Below are 17,390 nucleotides of genomic sequence, written 5' to 3'. Positions count from 1 at the left end.
AAGAAGCAGCCTAGTCTCTAAGTCAAGGCTGTAGAAGCCCATTGATCGACACGGAGTGGCGTCGATGGGTAGTTCACGTTTAAGGTATTAGGTATCAGGTTAAATCCTGTGTTTGCGTGGTTTTAACCTGAAATACCAGCTTTGCTTACGGTTCAGTTACCGCTACTCCCTCAGTGTCACTCAATTCCACAGAAGACAAAGGATCTAGATGAATTAGAATATCAACTTCTGACTCAAATTCTTTAGTGATCATTGCCTCTACTTCATCGGCTACGTTGTGCGCGCGGATTAAACTTAGGTGATCGTCAAGCTCTAAATGCAGTTGAATAAACTTAACTTTCCCACCTTGGCGGGTACGAACGCCGTGTACACCGCGTACGTCAGTATGGCTTTTCGAAACATCTAAAATGCGTTGTTTTTCTTCATCTGGCAGTTCTTTGTCCATTAAGTGTTCTGCGCTATCTCGGGCTATATCCCAGCTGTTATAAAGTAGATAACCGGCAACGCCAACTGCAAAAATAGGGTCGGCGTACAACACACCATAATACGAGAGTAAAATAGCCAGTAGCACCGCAGCATTTAAAATCAAATCTCCTTTGTAATGTACTGAGTCGGCCTTTATTGCAATAGATTCGGTATGTTTAACTACTTTATTTTGTACAAATACAATCACTAACGTACAGGCAATGGCAAAAATACTTACCCATACACCTAACAATGAATGAGTGAGCTCTAAAGGATTAAACAAGCGCTCTATACTATGAAACGCTAATAAACAGCCAGAACCTGCAATAAATGCGGCCTGCCCTAGCCCAGCGAGCGCTTCGGCTTTGCCGTGACCAAAACGGTGGTCGTCATCGGCGGGGCGCAGCGCATAACCTAATACTAAAAAACTCATAGCTGTGGCGGTAATATCCATGAGTGAATCGGTTAATGAGCCCAGCATTGACGCTGAACCCGAGGCAAGCCATGCCCAGGTTTTAGCTGCAATCATTAAGCTCACCATGACCATAGTGACTAAACTAGAGGTTTTTACCCAAAATTCGTAACTGCGATTATGCACGTATTTATCCGTTAATAAGTGTATTGAATAAAGTGAGTATATCAGTTTTTTACACGCTTTCTGTGTATACTGCAAATCGTTAAATTACTGAATATTTTATAAGGCTCGTTATGCTGGATATTGTTTTATACCAACCTGAAATCCCACCGAATACGGGTAATATTATTCGCTTATGTGCAAATACGGGCTATTCACTACATTTAATTGAGCCACTTGGCTTTGCATGGGATGACAAACGAATAAAACGTGCCGGCCTTGATTATCATGAATTTAGCCATGTACAGCGCCATGCTTCGTTTGATGCTTACTTAGAGGCATGCAAACCTAAAAAAATATACGCTTGCACCACTAAAGGCAGCCAATTTCATCATCAGGCACAATACGAGGCTGGCGACTGTTTAGTATTTGGCCCTGAAACGCGCGGCCTTCCGGATGAGCTAATTCAATCGCTTCCAAACGAGCAACGGGTACGTATTCCAATGCAAGCCAATAGCCGCAGTATGAACTTATCTAACGCGGTTTCGGTGTTTGTGTATGAATCCTGGCGCCAGCTTGGGTTTCCGGGCGCAAAGTAAGAAGTAAAGAGTTTTAGGCGCAAGGTTTTAGGTAAATGATATAAACCAAGCGCCTAACTTGTAGGTGGAAGTTTACCTCGCGCAGGGTTTAAAGATTAACCTGCGCGACATTAAGCCCGCCTACGGTTTAAAAAAACACCGAGCTAGGCTAATGTCTACCTAAAACCTGATACCTAAAATCTGACACCTAAAATTTAGCTTTATGAAAGCTGCCCTTTTATTCTGAGCGCTGCTCTCGGCCTAATAAGGCCATAGCCGCTTCTTTCATGTCTTTATTTTCGTACAGTACTTTATAAATTTGCTCGGTGATTGGCATTTCTACACCGCTGCGCTGCGCTAATAAATACACTTCTTTAGTGTTTCTAAAGCCTTCGACCACTTGGCCTATAGACTCTATTGCAGCCTCTACGCTTTCGCCTTTACCTAACGCTAAACCAAAACGACGATTACGTGACTGGTTATCTGTGCAGGTTAAAATTAAATCGCCAAGGCCTGCCATCCCCATAAAGGTTTCGGGTTTTGCACCCAAAGCACAGCCTAAGCGTGTTAGTTCTGCAAGGCCGCGAGTAATTAGTGCCGTGCGTGCATTAGCGCCAAAACCCACACCGTCGGAAATGCCTGCACCAATAGCAATAACGTTTTTAACCGCACCACCTAGCTGTATGCCAATAAAATCATCATTGTTGTACACTCTAAATGAGCGACCGCAATGCAGTAAATCAGCTAACTGTTGTGCAAACTCTGTAGAGGTGGATGAAACCGAAATAGCAGTAGGTGATCCCATTGCCATTTCTTTAGCAAATGTTGGCCCCGAAAGCACCGCTAATGGAATTGCATCACCAAGCTCTTGTACTGCAACTTCTTGTAATAAGCGTCCGGTATTTGGCTCTAACCCTTTAGTTGCCCACGCAACTTTTGCGCCTTGCTGTAAAGCTGGTTTAATTTGCTTTAAGGTGTCGCCAAATGCATGACTAGGCACAACCACTAACACTATTTCATTACTTGCAGCAGCACGTTGTAAGTCGGCTTCAAGAGTTAAAGTGTCGGGAAAAGGAATATCAGGTAAGTAACGTTGATTTTTTCGCTCAGCTGCAAGCGTGGCAACGTCGTCGCTATTGCGCCCCCAAAGTGTCACTTGGTGACCATTTCGGGCTAAACAAATAGCAAGGGCGGTGCCATAAGACCCCGCCCCTAATACAGTAACAGCTGAAGTTGCTGTACTCATAATTTAAGCGTCTACTGATGCCTGCTCAGCTTGCGCTGTGCGTTGTTGCATGTATTGTGCAAATAATGCGTCAAAGTTAACTGGCGCAAGGTTAAGCTGTGGAAAAGTACCACGGTTAACAAGGTTAGAAACTGCTTCACGCGCATATGGAAACAATACGTTAGGGCAAAATGCACCAAGCATATGAGCAAGTTGTGTTTCTTCAACGTCAGCAATAGTAAAAATACCTGCTTGTTGAATTTCACATAAAAAGGCCGTTTCTTCGCCAATAGATGCAGTCACTGTTAGTGCTAAAACCACTTCAAATACACCTTCGTCTAACTTATTAGAGCGAGTGTCTAGGTCTAACTTAACTTCTGGTGTCCATTCTTTTTGAAAAATAGCTGGAGAATTTGGCGTTTCAAACGACACGTCTTTTGTGTAAATACGTTGAATAGTAAATTGTGCGCCAGTTTCTTGTTGTGCTGCTGCGTTTTGCGTTTCTTCGTTCATTGTAATCCTTAACCTGTTCGTTATTATAATTAGTTAAATTTAAGCGTTTAGTGTGGCATTTAGCTTTTTATCAAGTTGACCTTGTGCTTCTATTGCCATCATGTCGTCGCAGCCACCTATATGCTCATCATTAATAAAGATTTGCGGTACCGTGCTTGCGCCGCCTGCTTTGGCGATCATTTCATCGCGCAGCTCAGGCTGTACACCAATATCAAAGTTTGTGTATTGCACACCTTTACTGTCTAAAAGTGCACGAGCACGTTGACAAAAAGGGCAATACGCTTTGGTGTATAAAACAACATTACTCATAATATATCCTCTATCGGACTGCTAATATTTATTAGCGACCGGTTGTAGTTGGTAAGCTCGCAGATTGCCACGCGCCCATACCACCAGATAACACACTTACCTGCTCAAAACCCGCTTTATGCATAGCGGTTGCAGTTCCTGAAGCGGTCATGCCTGTAGTACATACCAATATAATGGGTTTACTCTTATACTTTTCAAGGCTTGAAAAGTCAGATTTTTTCGCATTTTCAGGGCTTAAATGCTGAGCACCGGCAATATGTCCGGTGTTAAACTCTTTTTGCGCACGCATATCAATAACTTGACCGTCTTCACGGTTGATAAGCAGCGTTAACTGCTGAGGGTTTATTTGGCGCACTGCTGAGAGTTTACTTTTTATCCAACCACTAACAATAAGAAACACAATACCCACCCAAGCTGCACTTAAAATTGGGTGATTGGTGATAAATTCAATATATTGATCCATTCGACATCCACTATAAAATTACATCCTAAAACGTGATGTTTTAGCTATTTTTTTCGTTCAATACCAATTGCATTAACCCTATAAGCAAGTATAACAAGAGGTAAGCTACTCACAAACAACATAAAATTAAACAGAAGCGCTAACTTTTGTGAAATTTTAAACACAATATATACCTAATTTACCTTACTCGCATACACAGCGCTTTAATAAAGTTGGTATTATACCAATTGCATTAAATTAATGGGCTATTGTAGCGTCAATAAATGATTCAATAACAAGTAAAAATATGATGGTATATAGTTGTTCTATATAAATTATTTTTAACGCAGTTAGTGAGCTATTTAATCAGCTAGAATGTGCATGTTTTTAATAAAATTGGTATTAGCTGCGCAAGTATACCCAAATCAGCTAAAAATGCGAGTTAAGGCAAAGCATAATACGCTTTTACGAGGCGCTTTTAGTAAGAACAAAGTAATAGCTTGTTGTTAATTTTTAGCCAGATATTAAAAAGTTTTAATATCTTATTTTGATTGCTGATCCTAGCTATAAAACACGGTATGCTTAGCATCAGCATGTTAGCGGTAATGTTAGCGTGTTTTATCGCAACGTTAACCTTGAGGAGTGACTATGTCAGAGCATAAAAAACCACTGGTATTAATGATTTTAGATGGCTGGGGATACCGCGAAGATGAGCAAAGTAATGCGATTCTGGCTGCAAACACCCCTGTATTAGATGAATTATGGGCCACCCGCCCGCGCACATTAATTTCAGCTTCGGGTTTTGATGTAGGCCTTCCTGATGGTCAAATGGGCAACTCTGAAGTTGGCCACGTTAATTTAGGCGCAGGACGCGTTGTTTATCAAGACTTTACCCGTATAACAAAAGCGATAAACGATGGCGAGTTTGACTCTACCCCTGCACTAGTCGATAACATAGATAAAGCCGTAAGTGCCGATAAAGCCGTGCACATTATGGGGCTATTAAGCCCAGGCGGCGTACACAGCCACGAAGATCATATTGTGGCAAGTATTGAACTTGCTGCAAAACGCGGTGCAAAAGAGGTGTACTTTCATGGCTTTTTAGATGGCCGCGACACACCTCCACGCAGTGCTAAAGCTTCTATTGAACGCATTGAAGCAGTATTTGCAAAGCTACAATGTGGCCGCTTAGCATCGCTAATTGGCCGTTATTACGCAATGGACAGAGACAACCGCTGGAACCGCGTAGAAAAAGCCTATAACTTACTTACGTTAGCACAAGGCGACTTTAGCTACCCGACTGGCGTAAGCGCACTTGAAGCTGCTTATGAGCGCGACGAAAACGATGAGTTTGTAGCCGCAAGCACCATTACTCCTGCAGGCGCAGAGCCTGTACAAATTAACGATGGCGACACGGTTATATTTGCTAACTTTAGAGCCGATCGCGCCCGTGAAATTACACGTGCATTTGTTGAGCCTAACTTTGACGGTTTTGCCAAACAAAAATCACCTGCCCTTAGCGCCTTTGTAATGATGACCGAATACGCTGCAGATATAGACGCCCCGGTTGCATTTGGCCCCACGCCACTGGTAAACGTACTTGGCGAATGGTTTGAAAAACACGGTAAAACTCAACTACGTATTTCTGAAACCGAAAAATACGCCCACGTAACGTTTTTCTTTAGTGGTGGCCGCGAAGACGAATTTAACGGTGAAACCCGCGAACTTATTCCTTCACCACAAGTTGCAACGTACGATTTGCAGCCCGAAATGAATTCAGAAATGCTTACCGACAAACTCGTTGCGGCAATTAAAAGTGGTAAATACGACGCTATTATTTGTAACTACCCTAACGGCGATATGGTGGGTCACTCTGGTGTATTTGCAGCGGCAGTTAAAGCCTGCGAAGCAGTTGATCACTGTATTGGCCGCGTAGTAGCTGCACTTAACGAATATGGCGGTGAAGCGCTTATTACTGCCGACCATGGTAATGCTGAGCAAATGGCCAACCTTAAAACAGGCCAAGCCCATACTGCACATACTAGCGAGCCGGTGCCATTTATTTACGTGGGCCGCGACGCAACACCATCTGAGGGTAAGGCGCTTAGTGATGTAGCGCCTACTATGCTGCACTTAATGGGCATGGAGCAACCAACTGAAATGACAGGCAAACCTATCATGACGTTGAAATAATCTATGCAAAAATGTATTAATAGCGTTACTAAGCTAATTTTAATACTGACTTTTTTAGCGACTGCAACTGCAGTCGCTAATGAAGATCGTACCAAAAAAGATCTCAGCGAAGTACAAACGGCACTTAAGCAAAGCCAATCTGAATACAACGCGCAACGCAAAAAAGTTGCCACGCTACAAAAAAACCTACAACAGCACGAACTCGAAATAGCTAAAAACGCCAAAGCCCTAAATATGGCTGAGCAGTCGGTTAAAAAAACCGAACAACAGCAACAACTGCAACAGCAAAAAGCCGATCAACTCGAACAACAACATGCACAGTTTCAACACGCATTAGCTGCGCAACTTAAAAGTGCTTATATGGCCGGTGGCGACGATGATTATGCAAAAATGCTGCTCAACCAAGAAGATACAGCTAAGTTTGAGCGCACTCTAAGCTATTATAATTATTTAAATAAAGCCCGTATTGAACAACTCGAAGAGCTAAAATCGCTGCAGTTACAAATAGCGCAAAACCAGGCTGAACTGGCTAAAACAAAGCAAAAACTAGTCAACCTGCATGACGAACAAAAAAGACGCCAAACCGCATTAGTTAGTGCTCAAAGTGAACGCCAAGCCAATTTAAAAAATTTACAGGCACAGCTAAACAGCACTAAAAGCTCAATTAACTATTTAAAAGAAAACCAACAAACACTGATCACAACTATTGAAGAGCTAGAGAAAGAAAAAAATAAAAAAGTTGAATTACTCGGCCTCAATAATAGCAAAGGCAAACTTAACTGGCCAAGCCGAGGTAAGTTAGAGCACACTTTTGGACAACGAAAACACGGTGGTATTGACTGGAAAGGCGTATTAATTGGCGCAAAAGAAGGCAGCAATATTAACAGTGTTCATAACGGCCAAGTGGTATTTGCCGATTGGTTAAAAGGCTACGGCTGGGTAATTGTAGTTGACCATGGTGAGGGCTTTATGAGCCTTTACGGCCATGCACAAACCTTATTGAAAGATGTTGGCGACATGGTAAGAGAAGGCGAAACTGTAGCGCTAGTTGGCCAAAGCGGCGGGCAAGCAAGTTCTGGTCTATACTTTGAAATGCGCCATAAAGGGCGTGCAGTAAATCCTGAAAAATGGTGCAAACGCATTTAGCAAATACCAATCTTATTTAAAACATACCATTGGTATAAATTAACCGCTGCGCCGCATTGGAGCAGCCGATGGACAAAAAAAGCACCGTAGCAAAATGGTTTAAAAATACAGGCTTTACGCTTAGCTTAAGCCTGTATTTACTTGCCCTATTTGTTTTTATTAGCTTTTCAGCTAATGTGTTTTCTAGTTCGATTAAAGAATTAAAAAACCAACAAATAACCGAAATCCTATTTAATATTCATACCTACTACGTTGAAGATCTTGCACTCCAAAACACCACACATACTAGCTATAACAACCAACAATTTGCGCATTTATATGCCCAGCTCGATCCCTATTCTAAATACCTTGATGAACACGAATTAAATACTTTATTTGATAACACTAATGGCCGCTATACCGGTTTAGGTATTGAGGTTAAACAAATAAATAACAGTGTAACCATTGTAAATGTAGTGAATAACTCACCTGCTAAAAGTGCTGGGGTTATGGCCGGTGACATTATCATTAGCGTTAATAATCAAACAACACAACACAGCTCCGTAGAGCATGTTGCTCAGCTAATAACAGCAAGCAAACTTAGCAATATTAGCTTAACCATAAAGCGTGATAACCAACCGCAACCACTTAATTTTAATGTGAGTCGCCGTAAAATAAAACTTGAAAGCGTTACTAGTCAGCGCTTAGATTTAGGCAGCGGTTATTTAGCTATCAATAGTTTTTCTAACCACACTTTACATGAAGTGGCTTTGCAAATAGCAGCCATGCAAAATCACTTTGGGCACCCACTTAAAGGCCTAGTTATTGATTTACGTGATAACCCCGGCGGTACACTTAGAAGCGCTGTTGCGGTATCGGATCTGTTTTTACAAAACGGTACTATTGTTACAACCAAAGGGCGCTATAACGAGGCAAATAAAGCTTTTTATGCCAAACACGGAGACATTTTAAAAGGCGCCCCTATTGTCGTGCTAATTAACGAAAACTCGGCATCAGCAGCCGAAATTTTAGCTGCCGCATTAAAAGATAATAACCGCGCCAAGGTTGTTGGCAGCCAATCTTTTGGTAAAGGCTCAGTGCAATCGCTTATTCCACTTGGTGATGGCAGCACTGCATTAAAGCTCACTACAGCTAAGTACTTCACTCCTTTGGGGAAATCAATCGAGGGTGTTGGTATTACGCCCGACGTGGCGATTAATCAAACAACCCTTTCACAAAGTGATAAAGCCGTTATAATCAAAAACCAGCAAGCTAAAAGCAAACAAACACAACTAGCCAGCAAGGTAACTGATTTACAATTAGCTAAAGCTAAACAATTACTTAACCTGCAATAATTTTAGCCTTACTGATGTTGAATTAATAAGCTCTAAAAATAATAAAAACTATAAATTTAAAAAGCGATAAAGATGAAAGTAATTATAGGGCTGATATTGATGCTTGGTTTTGCGTCACTCAATGCTAAAGCCAAGCAAATAGCGATAGTAATAGACGACATAGGCTATCACCAGAGAGATTTAGAACTGTTAACTTTGCCTGGCCAAGTGTCGTATTCAATTTTGCCTCACACGCCTTATGCACAAGCTTTTGCCACTTTAGCCAGTAAAACAAATAAAGAGTTATTACTGCATATTCCCATGCAAGCACTTAACGGCAAGGAGCTTGGCCCTGGCGCACTTACGTTAAATATGAATAAAGAGCAGATACAGCAAATACTTGGCACTGCTTTGGCCAGTTTACCGCAAGTTAAAGGGGTTAATAATCACATGGGATCGGCGCTCACCCAGCAAGGTCAAGCTATGAGGTGGATAATGGAAGTGCTTAAAAAGCGACATTTATACTTTTTAGATAGCCGCACCACTGAATTAAGCCAGGCACAAAATGCCGCTAACTTTTTAGGCGTTGAAAATATTGGCCGTCATATTTTTTTAGATAACATAACCACACCAGAACAGTTACAACTGCGCCTAGATGAGCTAAAACAACACGCTACTGAGCATAAGTTTGCCATTGCAATTGCCCACCCCTACCCTGAAACAATCGCATTTTTACGCCACGTTTTACCACAGCTCAGCAAACAAGGTTTTGAATTAGTACCCGTATCTAAGCTGGTAGAGCGTAAATATATACAACTGGCAGAGAAGTACTAAAGAGTAAATTGCAGCGGTTAGTAAAAGCCAGCTCTTTAATAAGCGCGGCATAAAGCCCTGCCTACGCACAACTTAAACACTGACCGTGGCTAATTTCGACCTAGTACCTAATGTAGCTAATCCCTGGATATACCCACGTTATGTCGCAGTATGATTTCAGCGACAAAAAGTAGAAATTTGATAATGCATTAGAATAATATTTATTTATTCATCGCAGCTTTTACATATACGTCGAAGCGGTTTTTTTTCGTTTTAATTTGCATGCTAGGAGTTTTATCGTTTAAAAACGGGGCATAGTCGGGGCGCTTTACTACCACGCGCTTACTGGCAAGTGGGTAGGCAAATTCGAGTAAATCGTCGGCGTCGGTGTCGGCGCCTACTAAGTCTTGAAATACGCGCATTTCTTTTTTAACTAAAGCTGATTTTTCGCGATGCGGAAACATAGGATCTAAGTAAACTACATCTGGCATGCTTTCGCATTGAGCAAGTAAGGTATGGCTTGAGCCAAATATGAGGCTCATGTTTTGCTGCATCCACGGACCAATTTCAATGTCGTTGTATGCGCGCTGCAGACCATCGTATAAAAGTGCTGCAACTACGGGGTGGCGTTCGTGCAATATAACTTTACAACCAAGCGACGCTAATACAAAACCATCACGTCCTAGCCCTGCTGTAGCGTCGAGAACTACCGGAGTAGCCCCTTTATTTAAGCCTACTGCTTTGGCAATTGCTTGGCCTTTACCGCCGCCAAACTTTCGTCTGTGCGCTGCAGCGCCCGTAACAAAGTCAACGCTTATTGCGCCTAGTTTAGGCTCATCGGTTTTATATAAGCTCAGGCCTGTATCATCGTAATGCAGGCTAAAGCCACTGCTTTGATCTGCCCAATGGGCTAAGCCAAAACGTGTTTCTAACTCATTTAAATAAGGACGGCATTCTTTAAAGGCACACTTAATAACCACTCTACACTCCGACGATAAAATACTTTTTCAGTATATCAAGCGCCTTAGTTTAAAGCATTAAATTAGCAATGAAAGGAAAACAATAGTCTTGAATTTGAGAGTAATTAAAGTTCAAATGCTGTAAAAAAGCGCTCAGTTTTGCAATGAAAACTGAGCGCCATGTGCTTGTGTGTAGCTCAAAGTATATAGAGTTAACTTTATACTTTAGGCAGCAATACCGCTGTGGCGAAGAAGTGCGTCAACATTTGGCTCGCGGCCACGGAAGTTTTTAAATAATTCCATTGGCTCTTCGCTGCCGCCTTTTTCTAGGATGTGCTGCATAAATGCTCGCCCTGTTTCTGGGTTAAAAATGCCCTCTTCTTCAAATTTAGAATAAGCATCGGCAGAGAGTACTTCTGCCCATTTATACGAGTAATAACCTGCGCTATAACCACCGGCAAAAATATGGCTAAAGCCATGCTGAAAGCGGTTAAATTCTGGCGCTTTAATCACCGAGGTACGGCTACGAACCTCGTTAAGCACAGCTTGAATATTACATGGCTCACCGGCTACGTAGTCGTTATGTATTTTAAAGTCGAATAACGAAAATTCTAACTGACGCAGCATTTGCATGCCCGAGTTATAGTTTTTAGCCGCTAGTAACTTATCTAGTAGCTCTTTTGGTAGTGGCTCGCCGGTTTCGTAATGCCCTGAAATAAAGCTAAGTGCTTGCTCTTCGTAGCACCAGTTTTCTAAAAACTGACTTGGTAGCTCTACCGCATCCCATGCAACGCCGTTAATGCCTGCAACAGGCGCTGCATCTACCTGAGTTAGCATATGATGAATACCATGGCCAAACTCATGGAATAATGTAGTTACTTCGTTATGAGTAAACAAGGCCGGTTTATCGCCTATTGCCTTGTTAAAGTTACAAACTAAATACGCCACTGGTGTTTGCAATTCGCCGCTAGCGCGTACTTTACGCCCCATACAGTCGTCCATCCATGCGCCACCACGTTTATGATCGCGAGCATATAAGTCGAGATAAAAACGGCCACGTAGCGTATTACTGCTGTCGTATATTTCAAAAAAGCGTACATCTTTGTGGTAGCTGTCAAAATCACTGACTTCTTTTACACTAATGCCAAATAAACGGTTAACTGTTTCAAACAAACCACTTAATACTTTATTAGCTGGAAAATACGGGCGGAGTACTTCGTCTGAAATGGCGTATTTGTCTTGCTTAAGCTTTTCACCGTAATAACCAAAATCCCACGCTGCTAGTTCGGTAATACCGTGTTTTTGCTCTGCGTAGGCTTGTAGCTCTGCAAGTTCTTGCTCTGCTTGTGGTTTTGATTTAGCCGCTAGGTCTTCTAAAAATGAGAATACTTGTGCAGGCGTCTCAGCCATTTTAGTGGCAAGTGACTTTTCAGCGTAGCTATTAAAGCCAAGCAACTGTGCTAGTTCATGACGTAGCGCTAGCTCTTCGCTCATAATTGCTGAGTTATCAAATTCACCCGCATTAGGGCCTTGATCAGACGCACGTGTAGAAAACGCTGTGTATGTTTCTTCGCGTAATTCGCGATTATCGGCGTAGGTCATAATAGGTAAGTACGATGGAAAATCGAGCGTAAATACCCAGCCGTCTAATTCTTTACTTTTTGCGGTATCGGCAGCTAAAGCCAACGCCGACTCTGGTAAACCAGCCAGTTCACTTTCATCGGTAATGTGTTTATGCCAAGCCAATGTGGCATCCATAACATTGTTGCCAAATTTAGAGGCCAGCTCTGATAAACGCGCGCTAATTTCGCCATAACGTTTTTGCTGCGCGGGCTCTAGTGCAATACCCGATAATTTAAAATCGCGTAATGCATTAGTAATCGACTTTTGCTGAGCGGTAGTGAGGGTTTTAAATTCATCACTGTTATATAACGCGTTGTAAGCTGCAAACAAACCTTGATGCTGCCCTACAAAAGTTGAGTACTCAGAAATAAGTGGTAAACATTGCTCGTATTGCTCACGTAGTTCGTCGTTATTCATTACTGAGTTTAAATGCGATACCGGCGAAAACATCCGTGATAATTTATCATCGGCTTCTTCTAGTGGCAGTACTAAATCGTTCCAAGTGTATGATTTTTTAGCAAGCACATCTTCAATGGCTTGGCGGCACTGCTCAATCCCGTGCTTTAGTGCTGGCACTACGTGCTCTGGCTTTATTTTTGAAAATGGCGGTAAGCCTTCAAGCCCAATTAATGGGTTAGTGTTTGCATTGGTCATATTTATCTCAAATTTGTGCATTATAAGCATTAAAGTTGGGGCAAAGTGACTAAATACAAGAGCATTTAAGCTTATGCTGATCGCAATAAGATCTTTTTCGTTTATACAGGGTGTATGGTAATTTTACCTATGCTGATTAAGTGATTTGCCTTGAGCATATGCTATCATCGGCACAATACAGTTAAATAAACTTTGAGGATTAAACATGGCTCAGCATTTTGATTATATTGCAATTGGCGGTGGTAGCGGCGGTATTGCGTCGGCAAACCGTGCGGCAATGCGTGGCGCTAAAGTAGCACTTATTGAAGCAAAACATATGGGTGGCACATGTGTAAACGTAGGGTGTGTGCCTAAAAAAGTAATGTGGCATGGTGCTCAAGTTGCTGAAGCAATTAATTTATATGCGCCTGATTACGGCTTTAATGTTGAAGTAAAAGGTTTTGATTGGGGCAAATTAGTAGAAAGCCGCGAAGCCTACATTGGCCGAATCCATAAAGGTTACGATAATGGCCTTGCAAACAACGGCGTTACCGTAATTAAAGGTTTTGCTAAATTTGTAGATAATAAAACAGTTGAAGTAGATGGTGAGCATTATACTGCTGATCATATTTTAATTGCTGTTGGCGGTCGTCCAAGCATTCCAAACATTGAAGGTGCTGAGCACGGCATTGACTCTAATGGCTTTTTTGAGCTTAAAGAGCAACCTAAACGCGTTGCTGTTATTGGCGCAGGTTACATTGCTGTAGAGCTTGCAGGCGTACTACATAGCTTGGGCACTGACACGCATTTATTTGTGCGTAAACACGCACCACTGCGTAACTTTGACCCATATATAATCGATACGCTAGTTGAAGTAATGGCAAAAGAAGGCCCTACGCTGCATACCGAATCTGTACCACATAAGTTGGTTAAAGAAGACGACGGCTCAGTAACCTTGCATTTAGATAATGGTAAAAGCCATAACGTAGACCAAGTAATTTGGGCTATTGGCCGCGAGCCAACCACAAATGCAATTAATATTGCTGCAGCAGGCGTAGAAGTTAACAGCAAAGGTTTTGTTAAAGTAGACGAGTACCAAAATACCACAGCTAAAAACGTATACGCTGTGGGCGACATTATCGAAAACGGCATTGAGCTTACCCCAGTAGCAGTTAAAGCTGGGCGTACTTTATCTGAGCGCTTATTTAATAAAGAACTGCCAGATGATTTAAAAATGGATTACAGCTTAGTTCCTACAGTAGTATTTAGTCATCCACCCATTGGTACTATTGGCTTAACAGAGCAAGAAGCTATATCGCAATACGGTGCAGAAAACGTAAAAGTATACCAATCAGCTTTTGCCGCTATGTATACCGCGGTTACGCAACATCGCCAGCCTTGTAAAATGAAGCTAGTGTGCGCAGGTCCAGATGAAAAAGTGGTCGGCTTGCATGGTATAGGTTTTGCTGTAGACGAAATGATTCAAGGTTTTGCTGTCGCCATGAAAATGGGCGCTACTAAAGCTGACTTTGATGCTGTGGTTGCTATACACCCGACTGGCTCAGAAGAGTTTGTTACTATGTAAATTTTTCTCTGGAAAAGTGAAACTTTACATTTGCTAACTCTGGAAAACGAACTAAGCTGACCAAGTAACGTACAATTTTTGGTCGGCTTTTTCATGCTCACAATAGTTCAATCAGATGATTTTAAAACTGAGATCCAAACTCCCTTTTGCAAAACAAAATCAAGCATTCAGCTAAAAGGCTTTCCAACTTTTTATGAAGATGGTGAATACGTCATGCCAATAAACCTTTGGATGAATCACCTCATTAACGTTAAGCGCGCAAAAAACATCAATTCAAACGTTCGTGCCATAAGTCGATATTGGCGCTTTTTAAAAAGCCATGAACTCTCTTGGAAAGACTTTCCAACTATCAAATCAAATAAGCCCACATATATTTTCCGAAACCAAGATCTTTTGGCCTCAGTGAAAGCCGGTGAGCTAAATAGTTCAACAGCAGCTGTATATATGAACCATATAATTAAATTCTACGAGTGGGCATATTACGAGAGGTTAATTAACTTCTCTAAGGAAAATAAACCATTTGAAGTAGAGTTTGTTAGCATCAAAACGACTGGGATGCTTGCGCATATCAATCGTAATTATGTTGTTAGAAGCTCAGACTTAAGGATCAGGGTCCCAAGGCGTACACCAGAGCAAAGCTTGAATCCCCTTACAGAAGATGAGGTAAAATTATATTCGCGAGCACTCAAAGAACAGTCAATTGAGTTCCAAATACATCAACTATTACAACTCATGTGCGGCCTTCGTATAGAAGAAGCCTGCACCTTTCCTGCTAATCTAGTGAATAGATGTGACCCGAATAAATACCATATTCAAGTTAGTATAGGACCTCATAACGGTGTACTCACCAAATTTGGCTCAGTCAGAACTATCGAAATTCCAACACTGTTAATGAACAAGATGCATCGCTACTTGATTAGTGAGCGTCGCCAGAAAAGAGAGTCTAAAACCGATAAACCGATTACGGAATTATTAATTACCAATCGAGGTAAACCATATACTACCAATGCAATACAGCGTCACTTTAGCTTAACTCGTAATTACATACGCAATGAGCTAAATACCCACTTTCAGCATAGAACTCACGATTTACGTGCAACTTACGGTACATTTCGCCTTGCGTCCCTTTTAGACGAAAAAGTTGGGTTGTCACCATTCGATGCTATGTCATTAATCATGGGGTGGATGGGACATAAAGATGAGAAAACAACTTGGCGATACCTGAACTTTATAAACCGAAGCAAGGCATCGATACGTGCAGTTTGCTTTTTAGATCAAGTTATGGAGTCAGTCATTAATGAGGATCTCTCGTGATTAACAAATCAAATTTAAATATTGACCTTAAACTTAAGTTAAATATTTATGGTGATCAATTTGTATACCCAGACTTTCAAAGATTTAGATACAAAGGCGTGCCTAAACTTTTTGAAATGCATCGGGGTACTTTGCTTAACCGAGACAACCAAATTATTAAGTGGTATCAAGCATTCAAAGCTAATACAGAATATACTGACACAACAATGAATACCCTTTTTAGAACATTTACACGGTATGTGAATATTTGTGACAGTATTCCAGTAAATCCAGATTCAAAAGAGGGTATCAATGCATTTGAAACAGCTCTAGTTCACAGCGTTAGAATTGGCAGCAAAAGTTCAAACACAGCAAAAGGTGAATTAAGTAGTATAAGAACAATAATGAAGATGCTAGATCACCCTGTTGATGAGTGGTTTTCTAAATTCAAACTATTTCGCAGCCAAATAAATCCAACTCAAGCATACTCAGAATCTGAATTGAAAAAGTTAATTAAAATACTAAAAGAACTATATTTTCAGCTTTCCAAGCAAATTCAAACCTCACCTAAAGAATACATTCAAGCAAGGAGAAGCGACCAATACGCGAGCTTTTCTTTTAATAAAATCGAAGTGCCTGTAAGTGGTGCTATTACCAAGTGTTACTGTGCTGCATATTTCTTACTTGCCTATTACACATGGGCAAACGCTAGTACGATAAGAGATATGGATATCCCCAAAGCTTCACAAAAAAAGGGACAGCAAGGTAAGTGGTTTGTGCAAACAGCGTTAAAGAAGAGAGCTAATAAATTTGTTACCATCGAGCTCGGCGATAATCTTAGCACAGACATTCCAAAGCATGCGCTAAATTTTATTAATGACCTTATCACCCTTACGCACGTGCTGTTTCCAGATGCCAATAGACTACTTCATCAATGTCTAAACGGGATAAATAAGCCCTTGTGCCCAACGCATATTCGTTCCAATATGAATTGGCTAATTAATATATTCGATTTGACTGATGACAATGGTCAACAACTTAGGCCTGAAGCTAAACGCTTTAGAGCTACAGGTGCATCTAATTACTTAGCACTCACAGGAAACTCACTCGAAACATCCATGTTGCTCAATAACACACCTGATGTAGTTCGAAAGCACTATAGCAGAGGTAACGAGTCAGAAAATAACGCCCAACTTCAAGCCACAGCTAACACCTTAGAAAATGCAATTAAATGTGGCGATATTAGTAGAGCACGAGAACAAACTCTTGAGCAAATGAATCTAGAAATACTACCCTATGATGAATTCGTAAACCGCTATGCTAAATCAGGGAATGGTCAAAAAACACCTTTAGGTACAGGTTGCAAAGACCCCTTTGATAACCATGGTGACCGTTTTCGACGAAAGGCCTCTATCGATAGCGTTGACATGACCCATCTTGCCTGTGCAGACTTATTAAATTGCTTTTCCTGCCCAAATCAAGTGCTGGTTGAAGAAGTTGATGATATTTGGTGTTTATTGAGTTTTTATGAAGCGTTAGAGGATGCCAAAGAAGATCACCTCAACATGTCACACTTTAAAAACAATTTTGATCGAGTACTAAGAAAAATAAAGCAAGTGCTTTTTAGTATCGACTTAAAAGTGCGCAGGCAAGCTGAGCGGAAGCTACATACAATTGGTCGCCACCCTTTTTGGCCCGATACGCTTAATTTGGTTTTATAAGGAAA

At 41.3% G+C, this 17,390-nt stretch carries 15 protein-coding genes; 8 read left to right on the top strand and 7 right to left on the bottom strand.

Annotated elements, in window-relative coordinates; translation table 11 throughout:
* Window positions 1-145 precede the first annotated feature (145 nt).
* Window positions 146-1,063, bottom strand: coding sequence for a cation diffusion facilitator family transporter (locus tag AAEZ22_RS15500; RefSeq protein WP_310735838.1), 918 nt, complete (start codon window positions 1,061-1,063; stop codon window positions 146-148).
* Between the two features lie 110 nt (window positions 1,064-1,173).
* Between AAEZ22_RS15500 and trmL the strand changes: the two genes are divergently transcribed.
* A complete protein-coding gene (gene trmL / locus AAEZ22_RS15495; protein ID WP_352297926.1) occupies window positions 1,174-1,638 on the top strand; it encodes a tRNA (uridine(34)/cytosine(34)/5-carboxymethylaminomethyluridine(34)-2'-O)-methyltransferase TrmL in 465 nt (154 codons plus the stop codon).
* Window positions 1,639-1,855: 217 nt separating this feature from the next.
* On the opposite strand, the gene gpsA is transcribed toward trmL, so the two are convergent.
* Genes gpsA through AAEZ22_RS15475 form a run of 4 tightly spaced genes read right to left on the bottom strand, consistent with a single transcriptional unit; the run spans window position 1,856 to window position 4,127 of the window.
* The gene (gpsA, locus tag AAEZ22_RS15490; RefSeq protein ID WP_011327081.1) at window positions 1,856-2,863 is read right to left on the bottom strand and encodes an NAD(P)H-dependent glycerol-3-phosphate dehydrogenase; all 1,008 of its coding nucleotides are present in this window, start codon (window positions 2,861-2,863) and stop codon (window positions 1,856-1,858) included.
* 3 nt (window positions 2,864-2,866) lie between these two features.
* Window positions 2,867-3,355, bottom strand: coding sequence for a protein-export chaperone SecB (gene secB, locus AAEZ22_RS15485; RefSeq protein ID WP_011327080.1), 489 nt, complete (start codon window positions 3,353-3,355; stop codon window positions 2,867-2,869).
* Window positions 3,356-3,394: 39 nt separating this feature from the next.
* Window positions 3,395-3,664, bottom strand: coding sequence for a glutaredoxin 3 (gene grxC, locus AAEZ22_RS15480; protein WP_011327079.1), 270 nt, complete (start codon window positions 3,662-3,664; stop codon window positions 3,395-3,397).
* A gap of 31 nt (window positions 3,665-3,695) precedes the next feature.
* Entirely contained in the window at window positions 3,696-4,127 is a 432-nt protein-coding gene (locus AAEZ22_RS15475) for a rhodanese-like domain-containing protein (protein WP_058372459.1), read from the bottom strand.
* Window positions 4,128-4,754: 627 nt separating this feature from the next.
* Here AAEZ22_RS15475 and gpmM point away from each other — a divergent pair.
* The 4 genes from gpmM to AAEZ22_RS15455 all read left to right on the top strand — a co-directional run bounded on the left by gpmM (window position 4,755) and on the right by AAEZ22_RS15455 (window position 9,592).
* Entirely contained in the window at window positions 4,755-6,299 is a 1,545-nt protein-coding gene (gpmM, locus tag AAEZ22_RS15470) for a 2,3-bisphosphoglycerate-independent phosphoglycerate mutase (protein WP_089367686.1), read from the top strand.
* 3 nt (window positions 6,300-6,302) lie between these two features.
* A complete protein-coding gene (locus AAEZ22_RS15465; protein WP_352297922.1) occupies window positions 6,303-7,445 on the top strand; it encodes a murein hydrolase activator EnvC family protein in 1,143 nt (380 codons plus the stop codon).
* A 68-nt stretch (window positions 7,446-7,513) separates the two neighbouring features.
* A complete protein-coding gene (locus AAEZ22_RS15460; protein WP_352297919.1) occupies window positions 7,514-8,779 on the top strand; it encodes a S41 family peptidase in 1,266 nt (421 codons plus the stop codon).
* A 72-nt stretch (window positions 8,780-8,851) separates the two neighbouring features.
* A complete protein-coding gene (locus AAEZ22_RS15455; protein WP_179807181.1) occupies window positions 8,852-9,592 on the top strand; it encodes a divergent polysaccharide deacetylase family protein in 741 nt (246 codons plus the stop codon).
* Between the two features lie 200 nt (window positions 9,593-9,792).
* On the opposite strand, the gene AAEZ22_RS15450 is transcribed toward AAEZ22_RS15455, so the two are convergent.
* Together AAEZ22_RS15450 and prlC are read right to left on the bottom strand one after the other, a co-directional pair.
* Window positions 9,793-10,551: a class I SAM-dependent methyltransferase gene (locus AAEZ22_RS15450; RefSeq protein WP_089367660.1), complete on the bottom strand. Its 759-nt coding sequence runs from the start codon at window positions 10,549-10,551 to the stop codon at window positions 9,793-9,795.
* Window positions 10,552-10,755: 204 nt separating this feature from the next.
* On the bottom strand, window positions 10,756-12,807 hold the full coding sequence (gene prlC / locus AAEZ22_RS15445) for an oligopeptidase A (protein WP_193039026.1): 2,052 nt from the start codon (window positions 12,805-12,807) through the stop codon (window positions 10,756-10,758).
* Between the two features lie 205 nt (window positions 12,808-13,012).
* Here prlC and gorA point away from each other — a divergent pair, with 205 nt between their 5' ends.
* The 3 genes from gorA to AAEZ22_RS15430 all read left to right on the top strand — a co-directional run bounded on the left by gorA (window position 13,013) and on the right by AAEZ22_RS15430 (window position 17,385).
* A complete protein-coding gene (gene gorA / locus AAEZ22_RS15440; RefSeq protein ID WP_086996592.1) occupies window positions 13,013-14,371 on the top strand; it encodes a glutathione-disulfide reductase in 1,359 nt (452 codons plus the stop codon).
* A 93-nt stretch (window positions 14,372-14,464) separates the two neighbouring features.
* A complete protein-coding gene (locus AAEZ22_RS15435) occupies window positions 14,465-15,685 on the top strand; it encodes a tyrosine-type recombinase/integrase (RefSeq protein ID WP_008467214.1) in 1,221 nt (406 codons plus the stop codon).
* Window positions 15,682-17,385, top strand: coding sequence for a hypothetical protein (locus tag AAEZ22_RS15430; RefSeq protein WP_008467212.1), 1,704 nt, complete (start codon window positions 15,682-15,684; stop codon window positions 17,383-17,385). The genes AAEZ22_RS15435 and AAEZ22_RS15430 overlap by 4 nt, the downstream gene beginning before the upstream one ends.
* Window positions 17,386-17,390 lie beyond the last annotated feature (5 nt).

The sequence above is a fragment of the Pseudoalteromonas sp. 20-MNA-CIBAN-0454 genome (assembly GCF_040308685.1).
GTDB classification, from domain to species: domain Bacteria; phylum Pseudomonadota; class Gammaproteobacteria; order Enterobacterales; family Alteromonadaceae; genus Pseudoalteromonas; species Pseudoalteromonas nigrifaciens.
Note: the sequence above shows the minus strand (reverse complement) of the source record. Positions and strands in the feature narration are given on the sequence as shown.

What these genes read in the sequence shown, in the direction of transcription:
- trmL (WP_352297926.1), top strand. Translation starts at nt 1,174, where the DNA reads ATGCTGGATATTGTTTTATACCAACCTGAAATCCCACCGAATACGGGT.
- gpsA (WP_011327081.1), bottom strand. Translation starts at nt 2,863, where the DNA reads ATGAGTACAGCAACTTCAGCTGTTACTGTATTAGGGGCGGGGTCTTAT.
- secB (WP_011327080.1), bottom strand. Translation starts at nt 3,355, where the DNA reads ATGAACGAAGAAACGCAAAACGCAGCAGCACAACAAGAAACTGGCGCA.
- grxC (WP_011327079.1), bottom strand. Translation starts at nt 3,664, where the DNA reads ATGAGTAATGTTGTTTTATACACCAAAGCGTATTGCCCTTTTTGTCAA.
- AAEZ22_RS15475 (WP_058372459.1), bottom strand. Translation starts at nt 4,127, where the DNA reads ATGGATCAATATATTGAATTTATCACCAATCACCCAATTTTAAGTGCA.
- gpmM (WP_089367686.1), top strand. Translation starts at nt 4,755, where the DNA reads ATGTCAGAGCATAAAAAACCACTGGTATTAATGATTTTAGATGGCTGG.
- AAEZ22_RS15465 (WP_352297922.1), top strand. Translation starts at nt 6,303, where the DNA reads ATGCAAAAATGTATTAATAGCGTTACTAAGCTAATTTTAATACTGACT.
- AAEZ22_RS15460 (WP_352297919.1), top strand. Translation starts at nt 7,514, where the DNA reads ATGGACAAAAAAAGCACCGTAGCAAAATGGTTTAAAAATACAGGCTTT.
- AAEZ22_RS15455 (WP_179807181.1), top strand. Translation starts at nt 8,852, where the DNA reads ATGAAAGTAATTATAGGGCTGATATTGATGCTTGGTTTTGCGTCACTC.
- prlC (WP_193039026.1), bottom strand. Translation starts at nt 12,807, where the DNA reads ATGACCAATGCAAACACTAACCCATTAATTGGGCTTGAAGGCTTACCG.
- gorA (WP_086996592.1), top strand. Translation starts at nt 13,013, where the DNA reads ATGGCTCAGCATTTTGATTATATTGCAATTGGCGGTGGTAGCGGCGGT.
- AAEZ22_RS15435 (WP_008467214.1), top strand. Translation starts at nt 14,465, where the DNA reads ATGCTCACAATAGTTCAATCAGATGATTTTAAAACTGAGATCCAAACT.